17 protein-coding genes are annotated in these 17,849 nt (G+C 64.2%); 3 read left to right on the top strand and 14 right to left on the bottom strand.

The window, feature by feature from the left end; translation table 11 throughout:
* The 6 genes from AB4068_RS09635 to AB4068_RS09660 form a co-directional block, all read right to left on the bottom strand.
* Positions 1 to 149 (bottom strand): hypothetical protein (locus tag AB4068_RS09635; RefSeq protein ID WP_441433306.1); only part of this gene is annotated, 149 nt, incomplete at its 3' end.
* Between the two features lie 45 nt (positions 150 to 194).
* Positions 195 to 1,109 (bottom strand): ABC transporter substrate-binding protein, encoded by a 915-nt coding sequence (locus AB4068_RS09640; RefSeq protein WP_059389394.1) that lies wholly within the window; start codon positions 1,107 to 1,109, stop codon positions 195 to 197.
* 115 nt (positions 1,110 to 1,224) lie between these two features.
* On the bottom strand, positions 1,225 to 1,953 hold the full coding sequence (locus AB4068_RS09645) for an ABC transporter permease (protein WP_441433246.1): 729 nt from the start codon (positions 1,951 to 1,953) through the stop codon (positions 1,225 to 1,227).
* Positions 1,950 to 2,600, bottom strand: a complete 651-nt coding sequence (locus tag AB4068_RS09650; RefSeq protein WP_059389395.1) for an ABC transporter permease — start codon at positions 2,598 to 2,600, stop codon at positions 1,950 to 1,952. The genes AB4068_RS09645 and AB4068_RS09650 overlap by 4 nt, the downstream gene beginning before the upstream one ends.
* Positions 2,597 to 3,703 (bottom strand): ABC transporter ATP-binding protein, encoded by a 1,107-nt coding sequence (locus AB4068_RS09655; protein ID WP_284989879.1) that lies wholly within the window; start codon positions 3,701 to 3,703, stop codon positions 2,597 to 2,599. Before AB4068_RS09655 ends, AB4068_RS09650 begins: the two co-directional genes overlap by 4 nt.
* Complete coding sequence (locus AB4068_RS09660; RefSeq protein ID WP_284989880.1) at positions 3,700 to 4,431, bottom strand: IclR family transcriptional regulator; 732 nt, start codon at positions 4,429 to 4,431, stop codon at positions 3,700 to 3,702. Before AB4068_RS09660 ends, AB4068_RS09655 begins: the two co-directional genes overlap by 4 nt.
* 202 nt (positions 4,432 to 4,633) lie before the next feature.
* Between AB4068_RS09660 and AB4068_RS09665 the strand changes: the two genes are divergently transcribed.
* Both AB4068_RS09665 and AB4068_RS09670 read left to right on the top strand, forming a co-directional pair.
* A complete protein-coding gene (locus tag AB4068_RS09665) occupies positions 4,634 to 5,833 on the top strand; it encodes an allantoate amidohydrolase (protein ID WP_306961952.1) in 1,200 nt (399 codons plus the stop codon).
* Positions 5,830 to 7,188, top strand: a complete 1,359-nt coding sequence (locus AB4068_RS09670) for a formimidoylglutamate deiminase (protein ID WP_441433247.1) — start codon at positions 5,830 to 5,832, stop codon at positions 7,186 to 7,188. Before AB4068_RS09665 ends, AB4068_RS09670 begins: the two co-directional genes overlap by 4 nt.
* Positions 7,189 to 7,207: 19 nt before the next feature.
* Here AB4068_RS09670 and AB4068_RS09675 read toward each other — a convergent pair whose 3' ends face one another.
* The 5 genes from AB4068_RS09675 to AB4068_RS09695 are packed head-to-tail and all read right to left on the bottom strand — an operon-like array spanning position 7,208 to position 13,118.
* The gene (locus tag AB4068_RS09675) at positions 7,208 to 8,266 is read right to left on the bottom strand and encodes a LacI family DNA-binding transcriptional regulator (RefSeq protein WP_441433248.1); all 1,059 of its coding nucleotides are present in this window, start codon (positions 8,264 to 8,266) and stop codon (positions 7,208 to 7,210) included.
* A 10-nt stretch (positions 8,267 to 8,276) separates the two neighbouring features.
* Positions 8,277 to 9,161 carry a glycerophosphodiester phosphodiesterase family protein gene (locus tag AB4068_RS09680; protein ID WP_441433249.1) on the bottom strand — a complete coding sequence of 295 codons (885 nt, stop codon included), beginning with the start codon at positions 9,159 to 9,161 and terminating at the stop codon, positions 8,277 to 8,279.
* Between the two features lie 4 nt (positions 9,162 to 9,165).
* Positions 9,166 to 10,995, bottom strand: a complete 1,830-nt coding sequence (locus tag AB4068_RS09685) for an ABC transporter permease (RefSeq protein WP_441433250.1) — start codon at positions 10,993 to 10,995, stop codon at positions 9,166 to 9,168.
* Positions 10,992 to 12,053 (bottom strand): ABC transporter ATP-binding protein, encoded by a 1,062-nt coding sequence (locus AB4068_RS09690; RefSeq protein ID WP_441433251.1) that lies wholly within the window; start codon positions 12,051 to 12,053, stop codon positions 10,992 to 10,994. The genes AB4068_RS09685 and AB4068_RS09690 overlap by 4 nt, the downstream gene beginning before the upstream one ends.
* Positions 12,054 to 12,056: 3 nt before the next feature.
* A complete protein-coding gene (locus AB4068_RS09695) occupies positions 12,057 to 13,118 on the bottom strand; it encodes an extracellular solute-binding protein (protein WP_441433252.1) in 1,062 nt (353 codons plus the stop codon).
* 454 nt (positions 13,119 to 13,572) lie between these two features.
* Here AB4068_RS09695 and AB4068_RS09700 point away from each other — a divergent pair, with 454 nt between their 5' ends.
* Positions 13,573 to 14,319 carry an HpcH/HpaI aldolase family protein gene (locus tag AB4068_RS09700; RefSeq protein WP_441433253.1) on the top strand — a complete coding sequence of 249 codons (747 nt, stop codon included), beginning with the start codon at positions 13,573 to 13,575 and terminating at the stop codon, positions 14,317 to 14,319.
* A 10-nt stretch (positions 14,320 to 14,329) separates the two neighbouring features.
* Here the strand turns inward: AB4068_RS09700 and AB4068_RS09705 are convergent, their stop codons facing one another.
* The 3 genes from AB4068_RS09705 to AB4068_RS09715 all read right to left on the bottom strand — a co-directional run bounded on the left by AB4068_RS09705 (position 14,330) and on the right by AB4068_RS09715 (position 17,779).
* Positions 14,330 to 15,049: an aspartate/glutamate racemase family protein gene (locus AB4068_RS09705; protein WP_441433254.1), complete on the bottom strand. Its 720-nt coding sequence runs from the start codon at positions 15,047 to 15,049 to the stop codon at positions 14,330 to 14,332.
* Positions 15,050 to 15,173: 124 nt separating this feature from the next.
* A complete protein-coding gene (locus tag AB4068_RS09710) occupies positions 15,174 to 16,733 on the bottom strand; it encodes a helix-turn-helix domain-containing protein (protein WP_441433255.1) in 1,560 nt (519 codons plus the stop codon).
* On the bottom strand, positions 16,730 to 17,779 hold the full coding sequence (locus AB4068_RS09715; RefSeq protein ID WP_441433256.1) for a DUF917 domain-containing protein: 1,050 nt from the start codon (positions 17,777 to 17,779) through the stop codon (positions 16,730 to 16,732). The genes AB4068_RS09710 and AB4068_RS09715 overlap by 4 nt, the downstream gene beginning before the upstream one ends.
* Positions 17,780 to 17,849 lie beyond the last annotated feature (70 nt).

Here is a 17,849-nt window from a genome sequence, read left to right on the forward strand (position 1 = left end):
AGGTCATCCGGACGCTCGGCGACCTCCGGGTCCAGGTTGTTCATCAACATGCGCAACGGCGCTTCGGTCTGCCAGCTCTTCGCGGTCAGCTCCGTGCCGCGCGCGGCCTTGACCGGACGGGCTCCGGTAGTGAAATCAGCGGGTGCCATTCTTCGTACTCCTTGGTGAGCGGGACTAGTTGCTTCGTGCTCGAACTAGGCCAAGTTCTTGGACTTGAGCCAGTCCTGGGCGATCTGTCCCATGTCCTCGAACTTGGCGGTCCTGCCGTTCATCTGGATCAGGTCATCGGTGGTCAACGCGGCAGATACCTTGTCCAGCACGCCCTTGACGGTGTCGCTGGCCTTCTTCTGGTTGATGACGGGAACGATGTTCTCGGACAAGAACAGATTCTTGTTGTCTTCCAGGGCAACCAGGTTGTTGGCGGCGATGGCGGGATCGGTGCTGAAGAGGTCGGCAACCTGTACCTGACCGGAAAGGAGGGCGTTCAGCGTGAGCGGACCGCCGGCGTCGAGCGCTGAGAACTCCTTGAAGTCGAGGTTGTAGACGGACTTCAGGCCGGCAACGCCGTTAATACGGGTCTTCCACTCCGGCGGGCCGCCCAGGACGAGGTCCTTGGCAGCAGGCTGAAGGTCGCTGATGGACTTGAGGTTGTACTTGTCGGCGGTTTCTTTCTTGACCGCCAAGACGTCCTTGTCCTGTGCCTTGGATGCCGTCAGCTGCGTGAGACCGGACGGAATCTTGGTGCTCAGCTCTTTGGTGACCTCATCCGAGGTTACCGCTTTGGTGGAGGCATCGAGGTACTGCAGCAGCGCGCCGCCATACTCCGGCATGAGGTCGATGGAACCGTCCTTCAGTGCCGGGATGGTGACTTCGCGGCTGCCGATGCTGGGCTTCTCCGTGACCTGGACGCCCTTCGACTTGAGGGCCTCGGCGTAGATCTTGGCAATGAGCTGGCTTTCCGGGAAATCCGCGGAGCCGACGATGATGCTGTCCGTCGATCCTGCGGCCTGGGAGTTGTTGTTGGTGGAGCTCATGGGATCCCCACCACAAGCGCTCAGGGCGATGGCGGTGGCAGCCGCCAGGGCGAAACCAGTCAGGTACTTTTTCATGTCAATTCTCTCTGGGAGGGCCGTTGCAGGGCATGCGGTGGCCAAGTGGGGGTGGTTTGAACGGTGTTGCCGCCGTAGGGCAGGGCGCCCGACGGCGATGAAGCGGGGGAGCTGCTTAGACCGTGACGGGGGTTTTCACGGTGTCAGCCGCCGCGGCCGGGGCGGCCGCCTTGACGGTGCGCCGGGTCAGTCCGGGTGAGACGACCCTGCGGGTGATGAAGGCGAGCAATTGGTCGAAGAACAGGGCCAGCAGCGCAACCAGCACGGCTCCGGCCACCATCTGGCTGTAATCGTTCTGGGCCTTGCCGTCGATCAGCAGCCGTCCGAGGCCGCCGAGCGAAATGTACGCGGCGATGGTCGCCGTCGAGATGATCTGCAGCAATGCGCTGCGGACCCCGGAAAGCATGAGCGGGAGCGAGCAAGGGAGCTGGATGTCCGTGAGGATCTTCATGGTGCGGAAGCCCATGCCCTTGGCGGCGTCGACGGCGGCAGCGTCCACCGCGCGGACACCGGCGTACGTGTTGGTCAGGATGGGTGGGACCGCGAGGAGCACCAGGACGATGAGGCTCGGCAGGATGTAGCCCATTTTGGACGGGAACGCGGGCGAGATCAGCAGGACCAACAGAATCAGCAGGCCCACGCTGGGGAGGGCACGGAGGGCGTTGGCCAGGCCCGCGATCATGAAGACGCCCTTGCCTGTGACTCCGATGTAGATACCGAGCGGAACGGCGATGATGGCCGCGACGACGAGGGCAATGAGGGAGTAGAGCAGGTGTTCGCCGATCAGGGTGGGGATGCCGTCGGCGTCGCTCCAGTGTGCGGGATTGAACAAGTAGTTGATCATGATGCCACCACCTTGGGGGTCCACGGTGTCAGCCACCGGTTGAGGAGGATGATCAGTCCGTCAAGGATCATGGCCAGGACCACGCAGAGGATGATGCCGGCGATGATCGGGGTGAAGAACCGCAACTGGAAGCCTTGGGTGAAGAGCGAGCCGAGCTGCGGGATGCCGAGCAATGCTGCCACGGAAACAAGGCTCACGTTGGAGACTGCCGCGACGCGGAGTCCGGCACTGATGACCGGGACGCCCACGGGTAGCTCCACTTTCACCAGGCTCTGGTATCCGCGGTAGCCCATCGCCTTGGCGGCTTGGACCGTGTCTTCCGGCACGGAATCCAGGGCGTCGGCTACGACGCGTACCAGCAGCGCCACGGTATAGATGGTCAGAGCTGCCACGATGTTGAGGGGATCCAGGATCTTGGTGCCAAGGACCAGCGGCAACAGGACGAACAGTGCGAGGGAAGGGACTGTGTAAAGCAGGCCCGCCACGCCTACCAGAAGGGGATAGATCCGGCGGCTGCGGTGTGCCCACCAGCCAAGGGGCAATGCGATCAGCAGGCCGAGGATAAGGGGAGTGACGGCGAGCAGCACGTGCCAACCGAGGAGGAAGACGATGTTGTCGGACTGACGGCCGAGCCATTCAAAGTTCATCGCGCCGTCTCCAAGTGCGGCTCGGCCTCGATCGCCTTGACGACGTCGGTGGCCGTCACTGTGCCGATAAGCTCGCCGTGTTCGTTGACGACGACGCCGCGCCGGCTGGGGGAGGAAAGCGCGGCGTCGAGCAACTGGCGCATGGTCCCGGACGACGACGCGGAGGTGCCGCTGAGGTTGAGGTGCTCCCTCGTGAGCTCGCCCTTGATGAGGTCCGCTTGTGCCCAGCCGAGCGGCTTCCGCAGCGGGTCGACCACCAGCACCCAGGCCCCCGTGGCCTTGCTCTGGGCCTCGGCGGCAGATGCGCCGAGGGTGACCACGGCTTCTTCGGAAACGGCAACCGTGCCGGCCGCGTTGGTGAAGCCGAGGGAACGGTAGCCACGGTCACGTCCCACGAAGTCGGCCACGAATTCGTCAGCCGGGGACGTCAGCAGCTCCGACGGCGTGGCCATCTGGGCGAGTTTTCCGCCGACACGCATCACGGCAACCTGGTCGCCGAGCTTGAGGGCCTCATCGATGTCGTGGGTGACCATGATGATGGTCTTGCCGATCTCGCGCTGCAGCCGGAGGAACTCCTCCTGGAGCTGTGCGCGGACCACGGGGTCAACGGCACTGAAGGGTTCGTCCATGAGCATGAAGGCCGGATCCGAAGCCAAAGCCCGGGCCACGCCCACGCGCTGCTGCTGTCCACCGGACAGTTGCCACGGGTAGCGCTTGGCGAAGCTCGCGGGGAGTCCGACGCGCTCCATGAGCTCGAGGGCTTTCATACGGGCCTTTTGCCTGCTCTCGCCGAGCAGCACGGGCATCGTTGCCACGTTGTCGACGATAGTGCGGTGCGGAAAGAGGCCGGCGTGCTGGATGACGTAGCCGATCCGGCGGCGCAGCAACGCAGCGTCCATGCCCGACGTCGGCTGGTCATCGAGGTAGATGGTGCCGCTGGTGGGTTCGATGAGGCGGTTGATCATCCTGAGGGACGTGGTCTTGCCACAGCCGGACGGGCCAACCAAGATGGTCAGCTTGCCGGTGGGCGCCTCGAGGTTCAGGCCGTCGACGGCGACCGTCCCGTCCGGGTACGCCTTGGTGACATTTTCAAACTTGATCATTTCTTTTCCATGCTTTCCTGGGGCACTTCATGGTCTCCGGAGGGTTCCACGAGGATATTGTTCGCCACCCTCGCCAGTTCCTCGCCAAATGTCTGGGCCTTCGCCTCGCCCAAGCGGTAGCTCGGTGCGACGATGCTGAGGGCTGCCACGGTGCGGCCGCCGATCACGATGGGTGCGGCGACGGCCGTAATGTCGTCTTCTACGCCGCTTCGCACGATGGCGAAGCCGCGGCCGTTCTGCCCGCCAGTGAGGACCTTCCCGGCGGCGGATCCTTCCAGCGGAATGCTCCTGCCGACCCAACTGGTGTGCCGGACAGAGTGCGTACCTTCGACAATGGCGATGTAGATTCCGGTTTCCCCAGGACCAGGAATGCTCAAATAGCAGGACTCGCCCGTGTCGGCCACCAGCCTCTTCATATGCGGTGTGCACAGAGACACGAGGGATTCCTGTCCGAGCGCGAGTGCTCCCAACTGGATGACACTGGCGCCGGGCCGGAAGTTTCCGCTCGGGTCCCGCTTCACGAATCCGCTGCCCTCCAGTGTGCGGAGGAGCCGGAGTGCGGTGCTGGCCGACAAGTCAACAACGCGTGCGGCGTCGCTCAAGCTGATGGCGCCATCGGTACAGACCGCGCTCAGGAGGGCCAACGCCCTTTCGACCGTCCGGGTGGAAGAGTCTGCTGCCACTGACTGACCTGCTTTCAAGTGGTCTGAATCACCATGTCTTGCCACTTAGTAAAAATCAACTTTCATCGAATGGCAATAGATTTCGTGAAATTACCTGAGATTCCGGGATTTGAGACGCTTGGTGGGAACAAGCCGTTTCGACGGTGTTTCAAGCCTGTTAATTGTCACGGTTCTGCGCTCAAGGTCTTGTCATGGGGTGACAAGTGGTTTTTACTTGGTGGCAGTCTTCATTCATCGGAGGAACAACGTGGAAACCGTCAATCAGCTCCTTGACTCAATCAAGGACGTGGGCCGAGATGCGGTTCGCGGAGGATACTCAAGGGCTGTCTACTCGACGCCCGAGCTCGACCTCAGGCACTGGTTCATCGAACAAGCCCAACAGCGCGGCCTCGACGTCGAGACCGACCGTAACGGCATTATCTGGGCCTGGTGGGGAAAGCCCCAGGACGGTGCCCTCGTCACCGGCAGCCACCTCGACTCCGTCCCGGGCGGGGGTGCCTTTGACGGGCCGCTCGGAGTCGCGTCCGCACTCGCCGCCGTCGACGTTCTTGCCTCTCGAGGCGTCAAGCCGAAGCGTTCGCTGGCCATCACGGTCTTCCCGGAAGAAGAAGGATCCCGCTTTGGCGTGGCCTGCTTGGGCTCGCGGCTCCTGACCGGCGCCATCGACGTCGACAAGGCGCTGAACCTGCGCGACGTCGACGGCGACACTTTCGCCGACGTCGCCCGGAGCAATGGCCTGGATCCCCGGCACGTGGGTCCCGACCCGAAAGCCATGGCGCGAATCGGCGACTTCGTCGAACTGCATGTGGAACAGGGGAAGGGACTGGGCCAAAGCGGGCCGGCCATCGCCGTGGGCAGCTCCATTCTGGGCCACGGCCGCTGGAAACTCAGCGTCAACGGCCAAGGCAACCACGCCGGGACTACCCTCATGGCCGACCGCGCCGACCCGATGGTAGCGGCCGCGCAGATCGTCGTTGCCGTCCGTGATGCGGCCGCGAAACAGGCTGATGCGAGGGCCACCGTGGGGCGCTTGACCCCGGTTCCCGGCGGCACCAACGTGATTGCCTCCCGCGTTGATCTGTGGCTTGACGCCCGCCATCCCGACGATGCCGTGACGGCACAACTGATCGAATCGATCTACCGTGCGGCCCGGGAAATCGCGGCAGGTGAGGGATGCACTGTCACCCTCACCGAGGAGTCCTACAGCGACACCGTCCATTTCGATCCCGAGCTGAGCCGACGCATCGGCGAGCTCCTGCCGGGCGCGCCGGTGCTGGCGACCGGCGCCGGGCACGACGCCGGAGTCTTGGCTGGACATGTCCCCTCGGCGATGCTTTTCGTCCGCAACCCGAGCGGAATCTCGCACTCCCCGGAAGAGTACGTGGCCGACGAGGACGCCTTAGCCGGCGCCGTCGCCCTCGCCGACGTTCTGGAGGGGCTCCTGTGAGCGGGATCTGGTGCGAGGCGGCTCTTATAGACGCCGACGGCGGTTCTGTCGCGGGCGCTTCTGCTGTGGCCGCGAGCGTCCGCTTGGAGGTGGACAACGGCCGCATCTCCGGGATCTTTACCGGCGTCGAGCCCGAAAGCGGTGACCGGATACTGAACGGCGTCGTCTTCCCGGCCGCGGCCAACGCCCATTCGCACGCTTTTCACCGGATCCTGCGCGGACGGACGCATGACGGGCGCGGTGACTTCTGGGTCTGGCGGGAGCAAATGTACCGGAGCGCTGCGGAACTGACACCGGAGAAGTACGAGAAGCTCGCCACGGCAGTGTTCGCCGAAATGGTGGTGTCCGGCTTCAGCAGCGTGGCGGAATTCCACTACGTCCACCACCAGCCGGAAGGAACGCCGTACCCGGAGCCGCACGCGATGGAACTGGCGTTGGCCAGGGCAGCCGTGGCGGCCGGGATCCGGCTGACCTTGCTGGACACCCTGTACCTCGCGGGAGGCATCGGGACGCCGCTGAGCCCGGAACAGGCACGGTTTGGCGACGCCGATGCGCAGGCTTGGCTGGACCGGCTCGGGTCACTGCGTGCCGCGGTGGCATGGAGCTTTCCGCCGGAAATGGTCGGCGTGGGGGCCGCCCTGCATTCCGTCCGAGGAGTGACCGAGGAGGCGCTCAAGACCGTCGTCCGGCAGTTGCCCACCGATATTCCGCTGCACATCCACCTCAGTGAACAACCGGCTGAAAACGAAGCCTGCGTGCAGGCCTATGGCGTCACGCCTGCCGGGCTTCTTGCCCGCCACGGCCTGCTGTCCCGGCGGCTCTCCGCCGTCCACGCGACCCACCTGACGCCGGACGACATCCAACTCCTCGGAGATGCGGGATCCACGGTGGTGATGTGTCCCAGCACCGAGGCCGATCTAGCTGACGGGATCGGCCCGGCACGCGCCCTGTCCGACGCCGGCTCGACCATCGCGCTAGGTACCGACCAACACGCCGTGATCGATCCCTGGGTTGAAATGCGCACTTTGGAACACGGGGAACGCCTCGGCTCCGGCCAGCGGGGCAGGTTTTCACCGCAAGAACTGTTCCACGCGGCCACCATCGGCGCAACCGCATCCATGGCCACGCCCATTGCGTCGGTACTAGAGGTAGCTGCGGTGTGCGATCTCATGGCTGTGGCTCCGGACTCGGTGCGAACCGCGGGTTCCATGCCCCAGCAGTTCGCATTCAGCGCGACGGCGAGCGACGTCACCGCCGTCGTCATTGCCGGTGAACTGGTGGCTTCGAATGGCGTCCATGTCCGGCTGGGGTCTCCGGGCGGGCTGCTCACCGAGGCGTTGAAGGAGTTCTCCTGAAAGACAGTGCCGGGAAGAATCAGCTGACGTGCGCCGGTGAGGCCAGGGTGCGGCCCGGGACGAAGACTCCCGGGAACCGCTCGTGGCGTATGGCGGCGGAGCTGCGATTCTTGAGCAGCTCCGCCATGACCGCAGTGCCCCGTACCGCCACGTCATGGACCGGAATCCTGAGCGTGGCGATCCCGATCTGATCGGCGCCCATCAGGATGCCGTCGCACCCTGTGATGGACAGATCCTCGGGGATCCGCAACCCTGCCGCTCTTGCGAGCGGCATGAAGGAAATGGCACGGGTATCCGACGGGAACATAGCTGCGGTGATCCGTCCTTCGGTTGCCAGCCGGACGATGTCCTCACAACGGTCCATTGAGTCGGCAAAGAGATCGGTATCGAGCTGGTGGACATCGATGCCGCGCCCGCGCAGGTGTGCCGCCATGGCGAGACCCCGCCGGTTTTCGGCTGTGGAGAGGGAGAATGCGGGAACCACCACCGCCACGGCGCGATGGCCCGCGCTGGCCACTCGGTCGGCCAGGATGGCACCGTTCGTGTCCTCGTCGTAGGAGACTCCGTAAATGCCCGGATGTTCCTCCACCCTGCCGACGGACACCACCGGCACCGAGTCGAGGAAAGGTTCCAGATCGTGAGCCTTGATGACGCCGGTGGAAACCATGAGGCCGCCGACCCGCAAGCCCAGGAGCCTTCGCAACCCTGCAAGCTCTTCCTCGGCACCCCGCGTTACCGTGGGAACCACTGTGATGAGCTGAAGCCCTGAGCGGCTGGCCTCGTTCTGAATCTCGCTGTGGAGCAGGCCGTATGCGGGATTCCTGGGATCCCGCAGAAGCAGGCCCACCAGGTCCGAACTCCGTGCCGCCAGCCCGCTGGCAATCATGTTGGGCACGTAGCCCAATTCCCGCAAGGCCCGGTTGACCTTTTCCTGGGTCTTGGGAGAAACAGACACATGCCCCATCAACACCCGGGACACGGTGGCCCGGGATACCTGGGCCAGCTGGGCGACGTCGTCCATCCGCACACCCAGCGGTGATCCTCCGTTACGTCCCTTCGGGGGCCCCAGCTCAGTCACAGCCACAACTCTACTGGCTGGCCAACATGCCCGTGGGCGCCCCCTGAAGCACGGCATTTCGGTAGGGGACCAGCAATCCCGGCCAGTCGGTCTGGATGATGTCGGCACCAAGTCCCACCAGCCGCCCCCACCCTGAATCGGGGTCGCCAAGCACGGACATCTCGTCGTCCCAGCCGCAGAACAGGGGCACCCTGTTGCTCAGGTTGATGGCGTTCAAGAGGACGAAAAGTCCCCGCGAATGGAGCCACTCCACATAGTCGGGAGAGGCAAAATCGTGGTCCGGACCTTCTGCTAGCAGTTCCATGCCAACCGTGTTGATCTCCGTGTACTCCAGCACACGGAGAACGTCCTCATGGGACCGGACCATGGGCGCGAAGGGATATTTCACCGGGTGCGCTGCCAGCAGCTCCAGCGGTTCCCGGTCCACGGGGGATTTCAGCACGGCCCTGCCCAAGACGTCGTAGCTGTCCAGGTATGGCAGAAGCCTTTCCCAGTACCACCAGGAGCGGTCCACGTTGAAGAGGGCACGAGGGTTTTGACGCAGTACCTCATCGAGCGTTGCCACCCTGTAGGGCTCGTTGCTCGCCGTCGAGCACCAGCGGTACTCCAAGGCACGGATCGATGCGGCATCCAGTGTCCTGATGTTCTCCTCGATCCCGAAGTGCATCGGCTCGTAGCCGTCGTGGAAGAGGAAGAACTCGCCGTCGGTCGATTCAACGATGTCGATCTCCACCATTTCGGCACCTTGGCGAAGGGCTGCCTCTACGGCCGGCTGGGTGTTTTCCGCGATGGTGCCGAGGCCGGTGCCGCGGTGGACGGCCACCAAGGGCCTGGCGTGCTCAAAAGCGGCATTGAGTTGGGCATTTTGCTCCACGAATCGTGGCTGTCCGAACATCTTTTTATCTCTCTTGTTGCTTGTTTGCGGCGCCAGCGGTGGCCAGCTCACGGTATGCGCGGGCGGTTTCTGGTGTAGTCGACGGCGGAGCAGGGACTACTTTTGTTGAGGAATTACGACGACGTCGCGAACCGCCGGGTCCGGCTCCCCGTCCGTAGACGAGCCACATGGTGACGCCGGTGATGACCATGAGGATGACGGTGTACACAAAGGTCAGGGCTGTGGTGTCCGTCAAGGTGTCGTTGTTGGTGGCGTTCTTGATGACGATCCCCAAAGGCTGGTACAGGGGGTGAGCCAGGAAGACAGCGGTGTCGTAGTCGTCCAGCAGGTGGTTGAAGTTCAGGACGGCTACAGCCGCCGCCGTGGGTGCGACGATCGGCAAAAGTATCCGACGGAAGGTGGTGAAGGAGCCGGCGCCAAGAATCGCAGCGGCCTCTTCCAACTGGTCGGGTACCGCGGCGAAGGCTGCCTTGAGCATCCGCAGGGTGAACGGAATCTTGCCGATCACGTAGGCAATGGCGAGGATCGCCAGCGTCCCAGTCAGGACAATGTTGCCCATCAGCCATTCGGAGTGGTCGAAAGTGATGATCAATCCGAGCGCAACCATGGTGGAGGGCAGAATCCAAGGGATATGCAGGACGTATTCGATGGCAGCAGTGACGGCGTTGCGGAATTTCTGCACGAGGCGGGCGACGAACAGCAGGCCGAAGACGACAACGATCGTCGCGACGGCACTGTAGCCGATGCTTACCAGGAACGGCCATAAGGCCGAATAGTCGGTGAATACCCGGAGGTAGTTGTCCAGGGTGAAGCTGCCGGTGTTCAGGGTGGCGCTTTGGATTGAGGCTGCGTCGGTGAAGGAAAAGACGACGATCAGGACCGGTGGGAGCGCGTAGACGGCGAAAAGTGCGTATGCCACGGCGTGCACCACAACATTTGCTACCGGGTTTTCGATCTTTTGCTTCTGCATGGAAGCGGGAACCTTGGACACGCTGAAGTAGGTCCCGCCCTTTTCCAAGCGGTTCATGACGGCCAGCAGCACGATCGTGGACAGTCCCAGGATGATGGCGAGCGTCGCGGCGAGATCCCGGGACGAGGGAGCGTTGGCGAACGTCAAAATCATCGGCGTGACGGTCTGGAAGTCCTCGCCGCCGAGTACCTGCGGGGCGGCCAACGCCCCGAGCCCGCCGAGGAAGGTCAGGATGGTGATGGCATAGATCATCGGCATCAGGGTGGGCAGAACGATGCCGCGCAGCTCTTTCCAGCTTGAAGCGCCCATCATCCGGGCGGCTTCGATGGTCTGGAAGTCCACCTTCGCCAGCGCGTTGCCGAGGAACAGCAGATGGTTTCCGGTGCAGGCGAACGTCATGACGAACACCACCGCGAACATGCCGGTGAACCAAGCCGCATTCATGCCCGGGAACACATTCAGCAATAGACGCGTGATGAAGCCACTGTCTCCGTAGATGAACTTGTAGCCGGCCACCAGCACGATTCCGCCGTAAATCAGCGTGCTGGCGTAGCCCAGCCACAATACCCGGGCACCTTTGATGTCGAAGTACCGTGTGGCCAGCACAATGAAAATCCCGACGGCGTTGACGGTCACCGAGAGCACCGCTGCAAGTAGGAAGCTGTTGCGCAGTGATTCCATGGCATGTTGGGAGGACATCAGCCGCCGGATGGCAACGAAGGAAAACTGCCCCTCCGGCATGAAGACCGTTCCAAGCAACCTGACGTTCGGGTAGATCAGGAACGTGACGGAAAACCACAACAGTACTGCCCCGACCACCAGGAACAGCGGAGACCGAAACAGTTGGCGCAACGAGCCGTTCACGAGGCGACCCCGTAGTGGGAGACACCGTACTGGGAGCCGCCGTACTGAAGGACATCGTCCGGATTGATCAGAAGCTGGACCGAATCCCCGGGCTGGAAGCCTCCCCTCCCATCCTCCTGCAGGATCCCGCGGAACATTCCGCGATCCGTTTCGACGCGGTAGCTGCTGTAGACGCCATGGTAATGCCGTGAGCTCACCCGGCCTGGGAGGGCGGGGCCGGCTTCCGATGCGACGGTACCCGCGGCCTCGATCCTGACCTTTTCGATCCGCACGTAAGCCGGCCTCGCGGGATCAAGGGGGGTCCCGCCGTCGCGCATTACTGCTTTGACGGTGGCGGGGGAGAGCTTGTTTGCATCGCCCACAAAGTTGCACACAAACTCGGTGGCGGACCGCGTGTACACTTCCCGGGGCGTTCCTACCTGCTCGATCCGGCCGTTGTTCATCACGGCAATGCGATCGCTCATGGTCAGCGCCTCGTCCTGGTCGTGGGTGACGTAGACGGTGGTGATGCCGAACTGCTGCTGTAGATCCTTGAGCTGGGCCCGGAGCTGGTGGCGGAGCTTCGCGTCGAGGTTGGACAGGGGTTCATCCAACAACAGGATTTTGGGCCGCAGCACCAGAGCCCGGGCGATCGCAACGCGCTGTTGCTGGCCGCCGGAAAGCTCAGTGACGCTCTTGCCCAGCTGTTCGTCGCTGAGATTAACTTCGCGGGCGATTTCGCGGACGCGCTCAGCGGTCTCGGCCTTGGAAACCTTCGCAACCTTGAGGCCGAAGGCGATGTTTTCCCACACGGACAGGGTGGGAAACAGGGCGTAACTCTGGAAGACCATCCCGATTTCGCGGCGGTGGCTGGGCAGGTGCGTGACACGCTTGCCGCCGATGCGGATGTCCCCGCGGCTGGGCGCGATGAAGCCGGCCAGCGCCCGGAGGGCCGTAGACTTGCCACAGCCCGAGGGGCCCAGGAGGGTGAAAAACTCGCCTTCTTCCACCGTGAGCTGGTACTCGGGCAGCGCGACAAAATCTCCGAAACGGATCTCGACATTCTCAAACGTGATCATCGGCTAGCCCTTCAAGTACTCAAGCTGGATCTTCTCGACCCACTTGTCGATGAATTTCCCGACCAAAGTCCAGTCGATCGCCTGGTTCTTGAAGGCGGCAGTCTGTTGAATAGCCTGCGCATCTGCGGTGGTGGCGGCCTTGCTGTTAGCGGGGGCGGTGAAGAACTGCTTGGACCACTTGGCCTGGACGTCTGCGGAACCGAACCAGTCGATGAACTTCTTAGCGGTTTCGGCCTTCTTGGTGCCTTTGATGAGGCCGATCTGCTGAACAGCGAAGGGGACCCCGACGGCGGGCTTCACGGCTTCTGTTGCGATCCCGTATTGCTTTTCGCGGCTCGCCTTGCCGGACAGCCACATCTGGCCGGCGTCCACCTGGGATTTCTTCATGCGCGAGTACAGGTCCTCGCCCGTGACGGCACGGCTCCCGTTGGCGAAGTAGGCCTTTACTTGTGCCCACCCTTCGGCGCTGATCCCGAGCTCACCGTTGGTGTCGGCGTAGCGGGCCAGGATGCCGGCGAGCACCATCTGGGTGGTGGCGCCTCCCAGTGCGGTGGGCACCTCGTACTTGCCTTTGAACTGGTCCTTGGTCCAGAGATCGGTCCAATCCTGTGGGGCGGCAGCAGGAGTGGCGTAGGCGGCTTTGTTGTAGACGAGCATGATCGGCTCGCGCACAATCGGCCAGAATTGCTTGCCTGACTGGTCACCCAAGGAGGCATCGACGTCCCCTGCCCAGGACGGGGTGTAGGGATCGAGTACGTTCTGGGCCTTGAGCTTCTCGAAGTACACGTTGTTCAGGCCGAACGTTACATCGGCCACCGCGTTGTTTTTCTCCGCTGTCAGGCGGTTCATCACGTCACCACCACCAAGATCAACGAAGTCGATCTTGAAGCCGGCCGTCGCGGCCTCCTTCTTCAGCCAATCGCCGCGCCCGTCGGACACCGAGTTGCTGTAGATGATGAGGGATTCGTTGGCGGAGGCTGATGCTTGGCCAGGCGGCGTGCAAGCGGTGGAAAGCAGGGATCCGGCGGCCAGTACGGCACCAAGCAGGACGATTCGACGTTTCAAAGTGTCTCCAGGGGTGAGCGGGTCGGATGCGAACGCGACTAAATGAACGCGCTTTCATTCTGGCTTTCACCGTGGAACATGCGGATTTAAATGGGTAAATCTCACGCAAACAGATGGCTACCGGGAAAAGTTGAAAGCGCGTTCATTGGATCCCAATCGCGCTTGGCACAGCCGATCGCGCCTGATGCCCAAAACCCGGGTGAGTTCCCACGCATAGGCGTGGCCATGCCACACGTTCACCCCATGGTCCGCAAGATGCGCTGCGACCTGCTGTCGTCGCCGGGACTCCATTGTTTCGCGAGCGCTCCCGTAAGCGGGTACGCACGACGGCTGGCGTTGGGGCGTCCAAGGGCGGAATGCCTAGTTACCGGGCCCGGAGGGGGCGGGCTGCCCAAGGGGCCCGTCGAGTTCCTGCCGTAGATTTGGCTAGGGTACACCTGACCAGGAGAAAACGATGATCCCTGCCAACACAGCGCACACGAACAACCGCCTTGGCGCTTGGCTCACTTTTCTGGATGCGCACGGCGTGGAAGCCTTGTCCGGCAGTGGATTCGACTGGATCGGCATCGACTTGCAACACGGCACCGCCACCCTGGACGGACTTCCCGGTTTGCTCCGCGCTTGCGAACTCAACCGAACGCCTGCTTTGGTGCGGACGTCCGGGCACAGCGCGGCGGAGATCGGCCGTGCCCTCGACGCCGGAGCCGCCGGCGTTGTAGTCCCCATGGTCGAGTCCGCGGCCCAAGCCGCGGCGATCGCTGCCGCCTGCACCTTTCCGCCAGAGGGTGTCCGCAGTTTCGGGGCCTCACGATCTGCCATCGCGGCGCCTTCGCTGCTGCAGCCCGAAGGGAAAGTGCTGTGCCTGGCCATGATCGAGAGCGCCGCGGGGCTGGCCAATGCCGGGGCAATCGCCCAGGCAGACGGCATCGACGGGATCTTCGTGGGTCCCTACGATTTGGCCCTGTCCCTTGGCGCCGATGGGGTCACGGATCCGAAGACCCTTGACGCGATCGGCCATGTTCTGGCGGTGGCGCGGAATCATGGGAAGCTGACGGGCGCGTTCAGTGGCTCAGCCGAATTGAGCGGTGCGTTGCGCGACGCCGATCTGCTGGCTGTCGACTCGGATCTCGCCTTCCTGAGGTCCGGGGCCGAAGCCAAACTGGTGGCCACCCGTGCGGCACTTTCGGCCGCACGGGAATAGGCTCACCGACTTAAACGCTGCGGGCCTTCACGGGCGGACGCATGTACGTGGTTCGGCTTGGCCGGACGCCCAGCCGGACGCTGCTTTCGAGCCAGGTGACAGCGGCACCGGTGGGTTCCACCACCGGTACGTACGTGCCGTTCTCTTCGAGCCGGCGCTGGAGTGCAGCAGCCACCCCAAGCATCCCGGTGCAACCGAGCACAATAACATCGGCCTCGCCCTTGTCCACGGCCTCGGAGGCCTGCGCATGGAGGCGGTCCAGGAGCAGTTCGTGGTCCTCCAGACCAAGCACCGGCAAGTCCACAACGCGGATGCAGCCGATCCGCTCGCTCAAGCCGTACCGCCGGGTGAGGCTGCGCAGCATCGGCAAGACGTTGGGAAGCACGGTGACGATGCCGACCCTTTCGCCCAAGCTCAATGCGTGGAGGACTGCCGGTTCGAAGCCGCCAACCACCGGGTAGTCCGCAATTTCCCGCGCCGCGTGCACCCCCGGATCGCCGAAGCAGGTAACAAACACGGCATCGACGCCGTCGCTGCTTGCCTCGTCGATCCGGTCGAGGATGCCCGGTGCGGCGAGGGCTTCGTCGTACTCGGACTCGATGCTTGCTGTTCCGCGGGCGAGGGCGACCACGTCGAAAGTCGTCCCGGGTGAAACCCAAGCGGCGATCTCAGCCCCGACCGACTCGGCAAAGGTGTCGCCGATGACGGGGACTATGACTCGAAGATGCATGACAGATCCTCCTGTAGGGGTACATGTGCTGGCAACACTAGGTCCCCCGTTCACAACCCGGAACGGGCAGCGAGCACTGCGAATACGGGATGACTGTGCGGGTTGCCCTGAACTGTCGGAACCCTTAACCGTGCTCGGTCTCGATGCTGCGGCAGGCCAATTGAAGTGCAAGCCGCTGGTTGGGATCATCCAGGTCCACGCCCAGGCGCTCGCGGAGACGGTGCAGGCGTGCCGTGACGGTGTTGCGGTGCAGGCCCAGAACGATGCTCGTGGTGGACACCGAGCCCCCGGCCTCGAGGTAGGCCCGCAAGGTGCGTAGGAGTTGGCCGCCGTCCACGCCTTTGAGCGGGGCCAACGCGGTCTCGGCGAAGGCCCGCAGGATCTCGGACTCCTGCCACGCGGCCAAGAGCCTCGCGACGCCCAGCTCATCGATGTGTTCGGCCGCAGGACGGTATTCGTGGGTCCTCGCCAATGTTGCGGCGTCGCGGGCCTCCAGGAGGCTGCTGACCAGCCCTCCGGGTCCGTGATGAACGCGCCCCACTCCGGCCACCACCTCCCAGTGTGCGGGCAGCTGGGCCAGCATGAGGCGCACCGAACGCAGGACCCGGCGGCCATCCGACGACGGCGGTTCGGTGGCGCTGCTGATCCAAACTGTCCACCCATCACCGCGGTCCACCACGGGTCCCATGAGCTTTTGGGCCTCAAGGGCGTTCCGAAGCTTCCTCATCGACGTGACCGGATCATCCCGCAAAGGGTCCGGCACCCTCGCGGTCCGGACCAAATGAATTCCCACGTGCCAGTCCTGGAGCCGCCAACCTGCGGACAGCGCGCGTTCCACGACGTCTTGGCTGACCACGCCTTGCCCAGCGATCAGGTCCGCGAGAAGGCGGCCGTGGAACACGGAATCCCTTTCGGCTGCTACCCGCTGGCTAATGAGCCATGCTCGGACATAAGGTTCGGCCACCGCCAGGGCACTGGCGGTGGCAATGCGCTGGTGTTCGTCGCTGCCGGCAGTGTGGGACGCGAGCCATGCGGCGGCCTGCGTTGGGCCTGGCTCGGTCACGGGATGGATCAGGATCTGTCCGTCGGCGGAGGGATCGCTGTGCTGCGGGACGGCCAGGTCCAGCCTGAGCGTGGAAGGCAGGCTGATGGGTTCGCCGTGGATCGCACTCCCGTCCGATGAGAGCAACCAGACCGATTGGGACAACGCCAAGCCCAACGCGGCCAGAATGTCCTCTGCCGTTGTCTTAGTGCTGAGGCGGCGGACGACGTCCTCGATGAGCCTGGCCCTCTGCACTTCCGGTGCACGGACCCGGATGGTGAGCCGGTGGAGCAGTTCCACGAGGTCGGCCCCCACAACGGACAGCACTGGAATGCCAAGACGGTCGGCAAGGCGGAGAGTGGAGAGCAGGGGTGGTTGTTCCTCGGAGGCGATCAGCAGGGCGGCAACGCCAGCCGATTCGGCCCGCCGGACGAGGGCCTCCAAGCGGTAGGACGGCGTCACCGCTGCCGCGGCGCACACCATGAGGTGACCGTTCGCCGTCGTCGGGAGCGCCCCGCTGTACCAGCTCAAGTCCCGGACGGGACGATCGAGTCCTTGCCTGCCGGCGACGACGGCGGCACCGGCGAGCACCGTTTCGGTGAGGAGATCCCGCACGCTGACCGGAGCGTACCCGGCGGTCATCGGGTGGCCTCCGGCTGGCCGGCGTCGATCCCGAAAGCGGTGAGTCCGATCAGCTCTTCAGCGCCGTCCGGCCAACCCGGAATCGACGAAAGGCGGAGCAGGGCGATGGATTGTCCCGAACGGAGCCTGTCCGGCGGAACGGGAACAAAGGTCACGGGGTCCAGCACAGCCAGGACGTCGGGCGCGGACGCGCGGGAGACGCCGTCGATGGCCACGTTTAGGTATTCGTCGAGCATGTCCAGCCTCAGGATGTGCCCGGCTGAGCGGTCCGTGACCGTGAGGCTGCCGGGGACTTCGCCGCGGCGGGGCCGGATCTCGTCCACCCTGCCCTCGCACAGCAGCTCGCCACCCAGCCGCTTGGCGAGGTCCGAAACACTGCGCCCCGCCGAAGCGGCGAGGGCCCGGCCGAGCGCGAGGCATTTGCTCACCGAACCGGGCAGGCCAAGTGCTGCCAAAGTGTCGGCCCGGCAGGGGTAGAGAGCCACTGCTGCGGCACCACCAAGGGCGGCGACGTTGGCGCGCATGATCCTGTCCGCCGCATCGATGGAGGCGGATTCGACAATGACGGAGTCTCCCGCGGGCCCAACCACTGCCATGGGCGTGGCCCGGTGGCCTGCGGCGGCGAGGGTTGTCTGGCTGATCCGGGGGAAAGCCCGGCCCATGAGGTCGCCGTCCACCACGGGAAGCCCGAGCACTTGCGCGGCAACCAAAGGGATGAGGGCGTTCAACCCGCCGATTTCGATCACGCCAATGGCCCCAACGCGTTGCCGCAGGGCACCTGCCAGCGCGGTAACAGCGTTGGCAAAGTCTTCCCCGCCCGGTGGCCGCTCCGCGACGACGTCCGGCGCCCCGGCGAGCCCGACATGGACCACTACCGTGTCCGGAGGCAAATCACCGGCCGCTACCAGACGGGCGCGCCCTCCGCCTTGGAGCACATGCCGTAAAAGCCGGGATCCGACGGCGGCATCCCCGCCGCCGCCGGACCCCAGCAGACCTGCTCCCGCGGCCAGCGCGGATACGTCGTCCACGCCCAGATAGCGTTCCACCGGTACTCGTTGCCTCACGGCAGTGCTGGCACGGGATAGGTCCTCATGGTGATCATTGTGGCACGGGCGA

The sequence above is a fragment of the Arthrobacter sp. 2RAF22 genome (assembly GCF_052115325.1).
Lineage (GTDB): Bacteria > Actinomycetota > Actinomycetes > Actinomycetales > Micrococcaceae > Arthrobacter.

Bases quoted from the DNA above. Each gene is read 5' to 3' on its own strand.
- AB4068_RS09640 (WP_059389394.1), bottom strand. From the start codon at position 1,109: ATGAAAAAGTACCTGACTGGTTTCGCCCTGGCGGCTGCCACCGCCATC.
- AB4068_RS09645 (WP_441433246.1), bottom strand. From the start codon at position 1,953: ATGATCAACTACTTGTTCAATCCCGCACACTGGAGCGACGCCGACGGC.
- AB4068_RS09650 (WP_059389395.1), bottom strand. From the start codon at position 2,600: ATGAACTTTGAATGGCTCGGCCGTCAGTCCGACAACATCGTCTTCCTC.
- AB4068_RS09655 (WP_284989879.1), bottom strand. From the start codon at position 3,703: ATGATCAAGTTTGAAAATGTCACCAAGGCGTACCCGGACGGGACGGTC.
- AB4068_RS09680 (WP_441433249.1), bottom strand. From the start codon at position 9,161: ATGTTCGGACAGCCACGATTCGTGGAGCAAAATGCCCAACTCAATGCC.
- AB4068_RS09690 (WP_441433251.1), bottom strand. From the start codon at position 12,053: ATGATCACGTTTGAGAATGTCGAGATCCGTTTCGGAGATTTTGTCGCG.
- AB4068_RS09700 (WP_441433253.1), top strand. From the start codon at position 13,573: ATGATCCCTGCCAACACAGCGCACACGAACAACCGCCTTGGCGCTTGG.
- AB4068_RS09705 (WP_441433254.1), bottom strand. From the start codon at position 15,049: ATGCATCTTCGAGTCATAGTCCCCGTCATCGGCGACACCTTTGCCGAG.
- AB4068_RS09710 (WP_441433255.1), bottom strand. From the start codon at position 16,733: ATGACCGCCGGGTACGCTCCGGTCAGCGTGCGGGATCTCCTCACCGAA.